Annotated in this window: 11 protein-coding genes; 5 read left to right on the top strand and 6 right to left on the bottom strand. The window is 75.4% G+C overall.

What is annotated here, in order from left to right:
* The first annotated feature begins 55 nt into the window (after nt 1-55).
* From ACFVSN_RS15940 to ACFVSN_RS15925, 4 genes are all read left to right on the top strand, one after another.
* Entirely contained in the window at nt 56-1090 is a 1035-nt protein-coding gene (locus ACFVSN_RS15940) for an ABC transporter ATP-binding protein (RefSeq protein WP_387955481.1), read from the top strand.
* The gene (locus tag ACFVSN_RS15935; protein WP_380445547.1) at nt 1087-1941 is read left to right on the top strand and encodes an ABC transporter permease; all 855 of its coding nucleotides are present in this window, start codon (nt 1087-1089) and stop codon (nt 1939-1941) included. The genes ACFVSN_RS15940 and ACFVSN_RS15935 overlap by 4 nt, the downstream gene beginning before the upstream one ends.
* Before the next feature lie 96 nt (nt 1942-2037).
* A complete protein-coding gene (locus ACFVSN_RS15930; RefSeq protein WP_380445548.1) occupies nt 2038-3267 on the top strand; it encodes a sensor histidine kinase in 1230 nt (409 codons plus the stop codon).
* Between the two features lie 40 nt (nt 3268-3307).
* Nucleotides 3308-3928 (top strand): response regulator transcription factor, encoded by a 621-nt coding sequence (locus ACFVSN_RS15925; RefSeq protein ID WP_359970474.1) that lies wholly within the window; start codon nt 3308-3310, stop codon nt 3926-3928.
* A gap of 27 nt (nt 3929-3955) precedes the next feature.
* On the opposite strand, the gene ACFVSN_RS15920 is transcribed toward ACFVSN_RS15925, so the two are convergent.
* The 4 genes from ACFVSN_RS15920 to purD all read right to left on the bottom strand — a co-directional run bounded on the left by ACFVSN_RS15920 (nt 3956) and on the right by purD (nt 10117).
* Nucleotides 3956-4855 (bottom strand): phosphoribosylaminoimidazolesuccinocarboxamide synthase, encoded by a 900-nt coding sequence (locus ACFVSN_RS15920; protein ID WP_380445549.1) that lies wholly within the window; start codon nt 4853-4855, stop codon nt 3956-3958.
* A gap of 145 nt (nt 4856-5000) precedes the next feature.
* A complete protein-coding gene (locus tag ACFVSN_RS15915) occupies nt 5001-6545 on the bottom strand; it encodes a N,N-dimethylformamidase beta subunit family domain-containing protein (RefSeq protein ID WP_387955479.1) in 1545 nt (514 codons plus the stop codon).
* 216 nt (nt 6546-6761) lie between these two features.
* Complete coding sequence (locus tag ACFVSN_RS15910; protein WP_380506979.1) at nt 6762-8321, bottom strand: hypothetical protein; 1560 nt, start codon at nt 8319-8321, stop codon at nt 6762-6764.
* A 545-nt stretch (nt 8322-8866) separates the two neighbouring features.
* Entirely contained in the window at nt 8867-10117 is a 1251-nt protein-coding gene (gene purD / locus ACFVSN_RS15905; protein WP_387955477.1) for a phosphoribosylamine--glycine ligase, read from the bottom strand.
* Nucleotides 10118-10486: 369 nt separating this feature from the next.
* Between purD and ACFVSN_RS15900 the strand changes: the two genes are divergently transcribed.
* Nucleotides 10487-11272, top strand: coding sequence for an SLATT domain-containing protein (locus ACFVSN_RS15900; RefSeq protein WP_380445553.1), 786 nt, complete (start codon nt 10487-10489; stop codon nt 11270-11272).
* Nucleotides 11273-11338: 66 nt separating this feature from the next.
* Here ACFVSN_RS15900 and ACFVSN_RS15895 read toward each other — a convergent pair whose 3' ends face one another.
* Both ACFVSN_RS15895 and ACFVSN_RS15890 read right to left on the bottom strand, forming a co-directional pair.
* Entirely contained in the window at nt 11339-11986 is a 648-nt protein-coding gene (locus ACFVSN_RS15895) for a hypothetical protein (RefSeq protein ID WP_380445554.1), read from the bottom strand.
* 117 nt (nt 11987-12103) lie between these two features.
* The gene (locus tag ACFVSN_RS15890; RefSeq protein WP_387599776.1) at nt 12104-13087 is read right to left on the bottom strand and encodes a GntR family transcriptional regulator; all 984 of its coding nucleotides are present in this window, start codon (nt 13085-13087) and stop codon (nt 12104-12106) included.
* Between the last annotated feature and the right edge of the window lie 105 nt (nt 13088-13192).

The raw sequence follows: 13192 nt of genomic DNA, 5'->3' as shown, positions 1-13192 counted from the left end.
CTTCCGATGACGGCGCGCACTGACCGCACGGACCGGGCGGCGGAAGGCTGGAGCCATGGAAACGCGCCAGCCCGCCGGCACCTCCGGCCCCGTGATCGAGGTCACCGACCTCCAGCGCCACTACGGCTCCGGCACCACCGGCTACCACGCCGTCCGCGGCGTCGACCTGACCGTCGGCCGCGGCGAGCTCTACGCCCTGCTCGGCACCAACGGGGCCGGCAAGACCTCCACCATGGAGCTCGTCGAGGGCCTGGCCGCGCCCAGCGGCGGCACCGTCCGGGTGCTCGGCCACGACCCGTACCGGGAGCGGGCCGCGCTCCGCCCGCGGATCGGCATCATGCTCCAGGAGGGCGGCTTCCCCGGCGAGCTCACCGTCGCCGAGACCGGCCGCACGTGGTCCGGCCTGACCAGCGGCGCCCGCCCGGTGGCGGAGGCGCTGGAGCTGGTCGGCCTCGGCCACCGGCGCGACGTGCGGGTCAAGCAGCTGTCCGGCGGCGAGCGCCGCCGGCTCGACCTCGCGATGGCCCTGCTCGGGCGCCCCGAGGTGCTCTTCCTGGACGAGCCCAGCACCGGCCTGGACCCGGAGGCCCGCGCCGCCGTCTGGCGGCTGGTCCGCGAGCTGCGCGCCCAGGGCACCACCGTGCTGCTCACCACGCACTACCTGGAGGAGGCCGAGGAGCTGGCCGACCGGCTGGCGATCATGCACGGCGGGCGGGTCGTCACCACCGGCACCGTCGCCGAGGTGATCGCCGGACGGCCCTCCCGGATCACCTTCGAACTGCCCGAGTTCAGCGGGGCCTCGCTGCCGCTGCTGGCCGGGGCCGAGGTCGCCGTCGACGGCCGCAAGGTCACCGTGCAGACCTCCGCCCTCCAGCGGGACCTCCACGAGCTGCTCGGCTGGGCCCACCACCACGACCTCGCGCTCGGCGCCCTGGACGCCCGCAGCGCCTCGCTGGAGGAGGCCTTCCTCGCGATCGCCTCCGAGGCCGCCCACCAGGACGAGCCGCGGCCGCCCGCGCCCGCCGGCCGCGCCTCCCGTCCCTCCCGCTCCTCCCGCTCCTCCCGCCGCCTGATCGGATCCGCCCGATGACCACCGCCGCCCCCTCCAGCGCCACCGGCACCACCACCGGCACCGCCGCCGGCCCGCAGGGGACCGCCCTGCGCCGCCTGGCCTCCCTCGGCCGCTCCGAGGCCACCCTGCTGCTGCGCAACCGCTCGGCCCTGTTCACCGCCCTGCTGCTGCCGGTGCTGATGATCGCCGGCCGCCGCAGCATGCTGAAGCAGCAGGCCTCGGACCACCCCGGCCTGGACGTCGACTCGCTGCTGATCATCGGCACCATCGGCGGGATCCTGGCCTTCGTCGTCTACTACAACCTGACCGCCGCGTACGTCGGCCGCCGCAACGAGCTGGTGCTCAAGCGGCTGCGCACCGGCGAGGCCCGGGACCTGGAGATCCTGGCCGGCACGGCCGTGCCCTCAGTGAGCCTCGCGCTGCTGATGAGCGCGGTCGTCGCGGGCGGCGGCGCCGCCTTCCTGCACCTCGGCGCCCCGGTGAACCCGCTGCTGCTGGCCGCCGGGCTGCTCCTGAGCATCGGCACGATGATGGCGACGGCCGCGCTCACCAGCGCCTTCACCAAGACCGTCGAGACCGCCGGCATCACCACCCTCCCGCTGCTGCTCGTCTCGCAGTTCGGCTCCGGCCTGTTCATCCCGCTGGAGGTCATGCCCGACCGGGTCGCCGACTTCTGCCGGCTGCTGCCCACCACCCCGGGCTTCCAGCTGATCCGGATCGGCTGGACCGGCACCGACGGCTCGGCCGCCGCCACCGGCTTCGGCGGCACCTGGTCCACCGCCGTGCCGCACCTCGTCACGGGCGCCGTGTGGCTGGGCCTGGCGGGCTGGGGCGCGGTCCGGTACTTCCGCTGGGAGTCCCGCCGCTGACGTCCCGGCGGACGGCACCGCAACCGAAGCCCCGGCCCCTCCCTCCCTCTGATATGAAGGCAGCGACAGCAACGTGACGGGACGGGGAGCAAGTCGATGCAGGTCAGGGGGCCGATCCGGCGCTGGAAGGGCTACGGCAAGCCGCAGCGCGCCGAGCTGTACTTCCGCTGGTCGCTGTACCTGATGGCGTGGATGATGCTGCCGATCAACCTCGTGGTCAGCGCCTCCCCCGCGAACCTCCCGCACTACGGCACCGCCGTCCGGGTCGCCCTGGTCGTCTCGCTCGCCTCCACGCTGGTCACGCTCCGGGCGTACCGCACCGCGCTCGACCACTACCTGAAGCGGCCGGTCGAGTACCGGCGCTGGCTGGTCGTCAACGCCGTCCTGACGGTGGTCGGCTCCTGGACCGTCATCCTGCTCGGCCCGTCCACCGGCGGGCCGGTGAGCCCCCACGCGCCGCCGTTCACCGCGGTCGTCGCCACCGCCCTGATGGGCTCGGCGATCGGCCCGACGGCCGTCGCGGTCTCCCTGCCCCGGACCTTCCTGATCGCCATCGGCCAGGTCCTGGCGATCGCTCCCGCGATGGTGCTGGCCGGGTTCGACCCGGGCATCACGATCGGGCTGCTGGTCGGGGCGGTGATCGGCCTGTCCTTCCTGATCGGCAGCTGCCGCAGCTTCGCCTGGGTGACCGCGATCGTCTGGGAGCTGGACGCCGCCCGCGAGGCGCAGTCCCGGCTCGCCGTCGCCGAGGAGCGGCTGCGCTTCTCCCGCGACCTGCACGACGTCATGGGCCGCAACCTCACGACGATCGCGCTCAAGAGCGAGCTCGCCGTCCAACTCGCCCGCCGGGGGCGCGCGGAGGCCGCCGAACAGATGGCCGAGGTGCAGCGGATCGCCCAGGACTCGCAGCGCGAGGTCCGCGACGTCATCCGCGGCTACCGCACCGCCGACCTGCACGCCGAGGCGATCGGCGCCCGGGCGGTGCTGCGCTCCGCCGACGTCGCCTGCGAGATCGACCTCGGCGAGGACGCGGACCGGCTGCCGGCCCCGGTGCAGTCGGTGCTCGGCTGGGTGATCCGCGAGGCCACCACCAACGTGCTGCGGCACAGCGAGGCCGCGCACTGCCTGATCCGCCTGCACCGGGAGGACGGCCGGGCGGTGCTGGAACTGGAGAACGACGGCGTGCCGGAGGTCCCGCTGCCCTCCCAGGGCGGCGGCACCGGACTGCGCGGGCTCCGCGAGCGGCTGGCCGCCCACGACGGCGAGCTGACCGTCCCGACGGCCGCACCGGGCACGTTCCGGATGCTCGCGGCCGTACCGATCTGACCGACGTCACCCCGTCCGCCGGCGCCGAGGAGGCCCACCGATGACCGAGACCCCGCCCGTCCGCGTCCTGCTCGCCGACGACGAGCACCTGATCCGGGGCGCGCTGGCCGCGCTGCTGTCGCTGGAGGACGACATCGAGGTCGTCGCCCAGGCCGGCTCCGGCCCGGAGGCGCTCGCGATGGCCCAGGCGCACCGGCCCGACATCGCCGTCCTGGACCTGCAGATGCCCGGACGCGACGGCATCGAGGTCGCCACCGAACTGCGCCGGCTGCTGCCGGACTGCCGCTGCATGATCGTCACCGGCCACGGCCGGCCCGGCTACCTGAAGCGGGCGCTGGAGGTCGGGGTGCGCGGCTTCCTGCCCAAGACCGTGTCGGCGGCCGACCTCGCGGGGATCATCCGGACCGTCCGGGCCGGCGGCCGGTACGTCGACCCCGAGCTCGCCGCGGACGCGATCAGCGCCGGCGAGACGCCGCTGACGCCGCGCGAGACCGACGTCCTGGAGCTGGCCGCGGACGGCACCCCGATCGCCGAGATCGCCGCGCGGGCGGCGCTGTCCCAGGGCACCGTCCGCAACTACCTCTCCTCGGCGGCCACCAAGCTGGGCGCGGAGAACCGGCATGCGGCGGTGCGGATCGCCCGCGAGCACGGCTGGATCTGACGGCCGTACCCGCGGGCGGTCGGGGGATCAGACCCAGCTGGTGCCGGTCAGGCGCTCGTACACCTCGACGTACTTGGCCCGGGTCCGCTCGACCACCTCGGCCGGCAGCGCCGGCGGCGGCTCCTCGCTGTAGCGGTCCCAGCCGGAGGCCGGGGAGACCAGCCAGTCGCGGATGAGCTGCTTGTCGAAGGACGCCTGCGAGCGGCCGGGCTCGTAGTCGTCGGCCGGCCAGTAGCGGGAGGAGTCCGGGGTGAGCACCTCGTCGCCGATCACCAGCTCGCCGTCCAGCAGGCCGAACTCGAACTTGGTGTCGGCCAGGATGATGCCGCGGTCGCGGGCGATGTCCCGGGCGCGGGCGTAGACGTCCAGGGTGGTGCGGCGCACCTGGTTGGCCAGCTCGGCGCCGATCCGGCGGGCGGTCTCCTCGTAGGGGACGTTCTCGTCGTGCTCGCCGACCTCGGCCTTGAGCGCCGGGGTGTAGATCGGGGCGGGCAGCTCGGAGCTGTTGACCAGGCCCTCGGGCAGCGCGATGCCGCAGACCGTGCGGCTCTCCTCGTACTCGCTCAGGCCGGAGCCGGCCAGGTAGCCGCGGGCGACCGCCTCGACCGGGATCATGTCCAGGCTCTTGCAGATCAGCGTGCGGCCCTTCCAGTCGGCGGGCGCGCCGGCCGGGACCTCGGTGGAGATCACGTGGTTGGGCACGATGTCGGCGATCCGCTCGAACCACCACAGGGAGAGCTGGGTGAGGACGCGGCCCTTGTCGGGGATCTCGTTCGGCAGCACCCAGTCGTGGGCCGACATCCGGTCGCTGGCCACCATGACCAGCTCGCCCGACTCGGTGCGGTAGAGGTCGCGCACCTTGCCGGTGTGCAGGTGGACCAGGCCGGGCACCTGGACCGGCTCGGGCTTGGTGACAAATCCGCTCAAGGTGTTCAGTCCTCAGGGGTCGTTCACGGGCGTGGGCCATCAGTCCAGCGGCCGGGCCGTGCGAAAGGGGAGGTCACTGCCCCCGCAGTCTTTCACGAACGCTCCCGGCGGCCTTCCGGGCCTTCCGGGCCCTGCGCCGACGGGCTCAGGGCCCGTTCTTGCAGAGCCGGTCGAGCAGATTGGCGGTGGCGCGCTGGACGCGCTCGTCGGTGAGGCCGGGGCGGCCCAGCGCGGGCGACCAGGCGAAGGTGCCGGCCGCGAAGACGTACGCGCCGCTGGGCGCGCGGTAGAGCGAGGTCTCCTGGTAGCGGGTGCGGCCGGCGAGGTCCCGGTACGGGGAGTGGGCCAGCAGGACGCGCTCGGTGTGCTCGGGCAGCGCCACCTTCGGGTAGTAGCGGTCGGCCTCGCCGGCCACCAGGCCGGGCAGCTCGTCGCCCTCCTGGAGCCCGGTGCCGTCCCACAGCCAGTGCGCGGTGTGCCGGGCGAGCAGCGGGGCGGGCGCGGCGACCCGGCCCGAGTACTGCACGCCGAGCAGGTGCTGCTCGGGTTCGCCGGCGTCCCGCCACAGGGCGCTCGCGGCGCCCGGCGCCCCGGCCGCCGGGCTGCCCGGCCGGACCTTCTGGCGCTTGCGGCAGTTGAGCAGCCGGTTCGGCTCGCCGGAGGCGGCGGCGGTCAGCTCGACCCGCCAGTACATGGTGTTGGCGGACAGGAAGACCAGCGAGGTGCCGCCGTCGCGGGCCCGCTCGGCGGCGCGGCGCATCGGCTCGGACCAGTACTCGTCGTGGCCGGGGAAGACCAGCGCCCGGTGCCGCGCCGGATCGACCAGGCCGGCGTGCAGGTCGGTGGCGGTCGCGTAGGCGAGGTCGTAGCCGTAGCGCTCGGCCCAGCGGATGAAGTCGTAGGCGTGGCCGACGTGCAGCGGCAGCCCAGCGGTGGCGTGCGGGCGGTCGAAGGAGACGGTGACGGCCGCCTCCGACTCGCCGACCAGCCCGCCCCGGCCGTCCCACGCGTGGTAGAGGCTCGCGCCGCTGCGGCCGTCCTCGGGGAACAGGTTGTAGGCCTGCCAGGTCACGTCGGGGAGCACCAGGAGCAGTTCGGCGGCGTGCGCCCGGTCCTCGAAGTCCCGTACGGTGAACGGGATGTGGCTGCGGTGCAGCATGTCCGCGGTGGTCAGCACGGCGACGTACGCGCCGGGCCGCCAGTGGGCGGGGATCTGCAGCCGCCAGGAGTGCCACCAGTGGTGGCAGGACACCGTCCGGCCGACCACCAGCGGGGCGGGCTGGGCGAGGCCGGCGATGAGCGGGCTGGACGTCATGTGGTGCGCCCCGTCACCGCCGTAGTGGCCGATCCGGTAGACGTCCACGGTGAACTCGCGCGGCGGGTTGACGGTGACCCGGAAGTCCACCGAGCCGCCGGGGCGGACCACCCCGGCCGAGGCGAAGCCCTTGATCTGCTGGACGACGTCGTCGGCGCTGCGCGGGGTGCCGACCGGCGGCCGGGGCCGGGCAGCGGCGGCCAGCGGGCGCTGGCCGGGGGCGTCCACGGACACGTACCAGGGCACGGTGCCCTTGGCGTCGGCCAGGTACTCGTCGGGGCTGCGCAGCCAGGGCAGCGGGCCTTGGCCGAAGGGGTCGGAGGCGCTGTAGGCAAGCGTTCCGGACTCCCAGCGGCGGTTGAGTTCGGTACCCACGCGCCCCTCCCAGGTGCACTCCCCTCCGGCTGGCACGTGCCCCCCGGATGTGCGTGCGGTCTAATACACCACACAGTGCTGGCGCAGCGTCACCCTGCGGTAGCAATTGGTGGTGGCAATCTCGGGCCGGTCGGCGGCGGGCCCTCCGGCCTGCGCGGACGGCCGCCCGCGGGCCCGGCCGGGGGCGCGTGGGCGGCGTTCGAGCGCCGCTGTCGATCAGAGGCGGACGGGCTTCTCCAGGCGGACGTCGGCGGCGTCGAGCCAGGCGCGCAGGGGGCCGTCCTGGCCCTGTTCGACGGCTTGGGCGACGGGGGCGGCGAGGTCGGTGCGGCGCACGCCGCGGATCAGCAGGACCGGGCCGTCCAGCCAGTCCAGGCCGGGGGTGGCGCCCGCGGTGTCGACGGCGGCGCAGCAGACCATCGCGGTGACGTGGTCGACCAGCAGGTCGCGGCCGCTGCGGACGGGTTCGAGCAGCGGGGCCGGGGCGGTGGTGCGGGCCAGCTCGGCGGCGAGGGCGGCGGCCAGTTGTTCGCCGTCGCCCTCGGCGAGGCGGACCAGCAGCCGGGTGAGCGTCGGGGCGCCGGGGCGGGCCTGGGGCGCGAGGCGGTCCAGGGCGCTCTGCAGGGCCGCGGCGCGGGCCCGCCAGCCGGCGTCGACGGCCTCGGCCGGGTAGTCGGTCCACTCCAGCTCGTGCCAGGCGCCGGCGGCCGGCTCGCCGAAGAACAGCTCGGCGGCGAGCCGGGAGACCGCCCGGTCGACGGTGCCGGGCTCCTCCAGCAGGTCGCAGGCGGGGCGGTCGCCGAGCCGGGTGCCGTAGCCGTCGGCCAGCCGGTCGCGCCGGGACAGCTCGGTGAGGGCGGCGACCACGCCGGCGTTGAGGTGGGCCGGGTGGCGGCCGAGCCGCCAGGCGGGCAGTGCGACCCGGGTGAGCAGGCGGTCCCAGCCGGCGTAGGCGAGGCCGACCTGCTCCTGGGCGGCGATCCGCAGGCCGTAGTCGACCGTCCTGGCCTGCTCGGAGGCCCAGCTCGCGACGGACCGCTCCAGCTCGGCCGCGTGGCCGCGGCAGGCGCCGAGGAGGCGGCGGGTGATCCGGTCGGTCAGCAGGGCCGGGCCGCGGCGCGGCGCCCGGGGCGGGCCGGCCAGCACGGCGCCGCCGAGCCCGGCCGGGGACGGGCCGGTGTCCAGGCTGGCGTCGAGGCTGCGCAGGAAGCGGCGGGCGGCGGCGATGTCCGGGTCCGCGGAGGCGGCGGTGCCGGCCACCACGGGCGCGAGCAGGGCGCGCAGCTCGTCGGCCCGCATCCACCACAGGAACGGCGAGCCGATCACCAGGACGGGCGCGGGCGGCTCGGACCGGGGGTGGTGCGGGTGCGCGGGCTGGACGTCCTCCAGCCAGCTGTCGCAGTCCGGGGTGAGCGCGATGGCGGAGGGCGCGGGGACGTCCAGCCGGTCGGCGAGTTCGGCGATCAGCCGGTACAGCTCGGGCGCCTCCGCCCGCTCCAGCGGGACGGCCGGGGTGCGCGGTGGGACGGCCCTGCGGTAGGCGCGGGCGGCCAGGCCGGCCACCAGGAGGGCGAGCACGGCGACCGCGCCGACCGCCCAGCGGGCGGCGTCCCAGCCGGCCGCGTCGGAGGCGCCGGGCGCCCCGATGCGGCCGGTGAACCGTCCGGCCAGCAGGACCACCGCGACGGCGGCGGGCACGGCGGCGGTGGCCAGGGCGAGCCCGCGGATCCGCAGGACCGCCTGGGCGTGTGCGCGCGCGGTGTCGGCAGCGGCCATACGGTGCGGCACCCCCTTCGGAGCCCTCGGGCGCCCGCTGACGGGCCCCTGAGCCGACTCGAAACGATCAGTTCCGACCGGGAAGCGGTGGTGTCCGATCCCGGTAGTGCGTGCTGTGTGGCGCTTCTGCCATGTTCGACGCCCCGGTCCGCGTGGGTGTTCCGGAACGACCCGGTTTCCACTCGTCCCGGTGACGCCGTCCGAATATCCGGACGACGTACCGGACGCCCCGCGACCGGTCCGGTGCGAAGCACCCGGGCGACCGCCCGGCCGGACGCCGTCCAGCATCCCCCCGCGGGACCGCCGCTACCCGGCGGCGACCCCAGCGCGCGGCCACGGCGCGGTGCGATCCAGCGCACCATAAGGCCGGGCAGCCGGTTACGTCAGCCGGATGCGGGTGCTGTCACTCGATGGGCTGGAATCCGGCCGCCGAACGGTGCGCCGCCCACCACGGCCGCCCCCGCCCGGGAACGCCGCAGGGCGCTGCGTCCATGGGGGTGTTTCCCACGACGCGGCGCCCTGCGGGGTGCGGACGGCCCGGACGGCTAGGCGGTGGCCGCCGCCTTGAGGGCGATGTCGGTGCGGTGCTGGCCGCCCTTGAGCGAGATGCGGTCGACGGCGGCGTACGCCCGGCCGCGCGCCTCGGCGAGGTCGGCGCCGGTCGCGGTGACGGACAGGACCCGGCCGCCGGCGCTCAGCACCCGGCCGTCCCCGGCCGCCGCGGTGCCGGCGTGCAGGACGAACGCGGTGCCGTCCGCCTCGGCCTCGGCGAGGCCCACGATCGGGTCCCCGGTGCGCGGCGCGGCCGGGTAGCCCTCGGAGGCGACGACGACGGTCACGGCCGCGTCCTCGCTCCAGCGCAGCGGCTCCAGCTGGTCGAGCGTGCCGGTGGCGGAGGCCAGCAGGACGCCGGCCAGCGGGGTGCGCAGCCGGGCCAGCACGACCTGGGTCTCGGGGTCGCCGAAGCGGGCGTTGAACTCGATCACCCGGGTGCCGCGCGAGGTGAGCGCGAGGCCGGCGTAGAGCAGGCCGGAGAACTCGGTGCCGCGGCGGCGCAGCTCGTCCACGGTCGGCTGCAGGACGGTGTCCAGGACCTCCTGGACCAGCCCGTCGGGCGCCCACGGCAGCGGCGAGTAGGCGCCCATGCCGCCGGTGTTGGGGCCCTCGTCGCCGTCCAGCGCGCGCTTGAAGTCCTGGGCGGGCTGCAGGGGTAGGACGGTGGTGCCGTCGGTGATCGCGAACAGCGAGACCTCCGGGCCGTCCAGGTACTCCTCGATGACCACGCGCTCGCAGGCGGCGGCGTGGGCCAGCGCGGCGGCGCGGTCCGAGGTGACGACGACGCCCTTGCCCGCCGCCAGGCCGTCGTCCTTGACGACGTAGGGCGCGCCGAAGGCGTCGAGGGCCTCGGCGGCCTCCTCGGCGGTGGTGCACACGTAGGAGCGGGCGGTCGGGACGCCGGCGCCGGCCATCACGTCCTTGGCGAAGGCCTTCGAGCCTTCCAGCTGGGCGGCCGCGCCGGACGGGCCGAAGACGGGGATCCCGGCCGCGCGCACGGCGTCGGCGACGCCCGCGACCAGCGGGGCCTCCGGGCCGACGACGACGAGGTCGGCACCGAGCCGCCCGGCGAGGCCGGCGACCTGGGCGCCGTCCAGCTGGTCGACCGGGTGGACCGTCGCCACCTGCGCGATGCCGGCGTTGCCCGGGGCGCAGTGCAGCTCGGTGACGGCGGGATCTTGGGACAAGGAGCGGCACAGGGCGTGTTCGCGGGCGCCGCCGCCGATGACGAGGACCTTCACGGTTGGCAAGGGTAGTCGGTGGCCTGTTCCGGCCGCTCTCCGGTCCCGTCGGAACCTCCAAGCGGAGAGCTCCGTACGCTCACGATGTCGGAGGATCCTCCAAGGCCGGGCCCCGTCTTTCGGCGGCGGGTGGCCGGGTCAGGACGGCGGGTCACCGGGGCCTCGCTCGGACGGGTGAAATCTCGCCGACCCCCGCATCCCTCCGACCTCGTGTTCCGGTGGCCGAATCCGATAACGATCAAGGAGGAAGCGCCCCGCGGTCAGCCATTTGGCGGTAAGAAGTGCTGTTGGACAACCTCTGGCAGACGATCCGTCAGCCGGACGCGTCGCCAGACCCAGCCGCCCGCCCCGCCACAGGGAGCCCCACAGGTGAGCCAGCCGGAAATGCAGCCCGAGGAGAGTGCCTGGGGCAAGGAGATCGGCGAGGAGGACCAGCCCGTCGCGGCGGTCGCCCGCCGGGCGTCCACCCGCCGCCGGACCGATCTGAGCGCCCGCCAGTTCCCGCTCGGGGACTGGGGTGAGCCGGCCGAGCGGCTGGAGGAGCTCTACCGCTGGTCCGAGGAGCGGGCGGTCGAGGCGATCGAGTGGTACCGCAAGGACCGGGTCTGGAAGCGCCGCTGGGCCCGCCTGCTGCGGTTCGGCACGGTCGGCTTCGCGATCGGCGGGGTGTCCGCCCCGCTGGTGGACCTGACCGGCACCGTCGCGCACGGCACCAGCTGGGGCTACGTCGGCCTGGCCCTCGCGGCGGCCTGCCACGGCACCGACCGGGCGTTCGGCCTCACCTCCGGCTGGATGCGGGACGTGAGCACCGCGCAGGCGCTGCAACGCCGCCTGGAGGCCTTCCAGTTCGACTGGGCGTCGGAGTGCGTGCGGGAGGTGCTCGGCCCGACCGAGGGCACCGCGGGCGAGGCGGCCGAGCGCTGCCTGGGCGTGCTGCGCCGGTTCTGCGAGGACGTGTCGGACATGGTCCGCACCGAGACCTCGGAGTGGATGCTGGAGTTCCGCGCGTCGATGACGCAGCTGCCCACCCAGGCCCCCGGGACGTGGGGCGGGCGCACCGAGACCGGCGTGGGCGCCCAGGTGCGGGTGCTGCCCCCGCCGGGCACCCGGCCCACCATGCCGCGCCAGCGGCCGCCGGAGGGCCCGCTGCGGTAGGCGGGCGGCCGTACGGGGGCGGACGTGCGGGGGCCGAGGACCGGACAGCCGAGGCTGCCGCCCGGCTCAGGCGAAGACGATCATCGAGCCCTGGGAGACGCTCCGGGTCGCCGCCGCGTACAGGCCCGCCCAGGCGTGCCGCTCGCGGGCGAAGGGGTGCAGGTCGTCCAGCGGCGGGCCGAACGGCTGCTCCAGGCCGGTCGGCCCGAGCGGCTTGGTCGGGGCCGGCGGGTTGTACGGGTCCAGGCCCAGGGACGGTGCCACGGCCTGGAGTTCGCGCAGCAGCCCGTGGCTGGAGCCGAGCGGGCCGCCGACCGCGAGCAGCGCGTCGTCCACCAGCGGCACCGCGAACTCGATCGGCACGTAGGCGCCCGCGTGGTCGAAGTGCCAGACCAGGTGGGACTGTTCGGCGCTGTTCTCGAACATCTCCAGGAGCTGCTCGTAGTCGCCGCCGAGCGAGTCGACCGGCGTGATGTCGAGGCCGGTGAGGCCCAACAGGTAGGCGCGGCGCAGGAAGTGCAGGGAGTCGTAGTCGAAGGCGGCTATCGGCTCGACCGCCCCGCTGATCCCCGGGACGTACTGGTAGACCGGCACTTCGGGCAGTCCGCGCGAGGTCAGCACGGCGTTGTACAGCGCGAGGTCGTCCCGGAAGGGGTTGTCGGGGCTGTGGCTCAGCACGTCCACGAGCGGGACGAGCCAGAGGTCGCAGGCCATGGCCGGCTCTTCCTCTCCGGGCGGGGAGTCGTCCGCGCGGACGGGGACGACTACGGGCGGCGGTGTCCGCACCGGGACGGGTCCCGACGGGGACGTCCGGTACGACGACCGCCCACCCTACCGGCCCGGCGCGCGATGCGGATCGGGCCGTCCCTGCGGGTGCTCGGGGGGCTCGGGCAGCCGCCGGCCGAACCGGCCGTGCGGGATCGATCGCGGCTGCGGCACCAGGCCGAGCCCCAGTCCGAGCTCCCGGCCCAGCTCGCGGCCGACGTCCTCGCCGCGCCGCGCGCGGGCCGTCCCCGGCACCGCGGGGCCCGGCTCGTCCGGCGGCGGCCCGGCCGGCCCGGGGGCCGGGGCGGGCTCCTCGTCCACGGACTCGGTGAGCAGCCCCAGCACGGCCACCGACTCCAGCGGCTGCCCGGCCAGCTCGGCCAGCAGCCGGACGGTGAACAGGTTGTACTCGCAGATGATCCGGTGCGCCCCGGCGAGGTCCCGGGCCTCGATCGCGTCCACCAGGTCGACGTGCCGGTCCCAGCACACCCCGCCCAGCGCGGACAGCTCCCGCAGGTAGGACGCCGCGAACATCCAGGACTGCACGCGCAGCCAGTCCAGGTAGGCGCCGATCCGGCGGTTGCCGAGCAGCCCGGCGACCTCCTGCCAGAACCGGCGGTCGCAGCCCACCATGACGTCCAGGTTCCCGGCCCTGGCCGCCCGCACGGCCGCGTCCGCCCGGCGGCGCAGCGAGGGCAGCCGGGTGAGGTCGGGCAGGGCGCGGCGGGAGCGGTACTGGCGGTAGTAGCTGTCGGTGAGCAGCACCCGGGACTCGAAGATCTCCACGAAGTCGTCCCAGCCCAGCTCGGGCACGGTGAAGCCGCGGTGGTGCTCGGCCCGCAGCAGGCCCTGGGCACCGAGGTCGACCAGCGCCTCGCGGGCCGGGGTCGCGGAGACGCCGTACAGCTCGGCGATCTCCTTGACGGTGAAATTGCGGCCCGCCTCAAGGCGGCCGGCCATCATCTCCTCGCGCAGCGCGCCCGCGATCTGCTCGCGGAGGCTGTTGCGGCGGATGACGGGACGGGTGTCGCCTGCGCCGTTGCCGGCCATGCGCGCGACCTCCTCGGGCGGGCCGACCGGCCGCCCCTCGGCGGACCGGCCGAAGAACGACTGGGAACACGACGAGTGCTCATCTTCTCAAACCCGTCCGGAGCA

The sequence above is a fragment of the Kitasatospora sp. NPDC057904 genome (assembly GCF_042887925.1).
Lineage (GTDB): Bacteria > Actinomycetota > Actinomycetes > Streptomycetales > Streptomycetaceae > Kitasatospora.
Note: the sequence above shows the minus strand (reverse complement) of the source record. Positions and strands in the feature narration are given on the sequence as shown.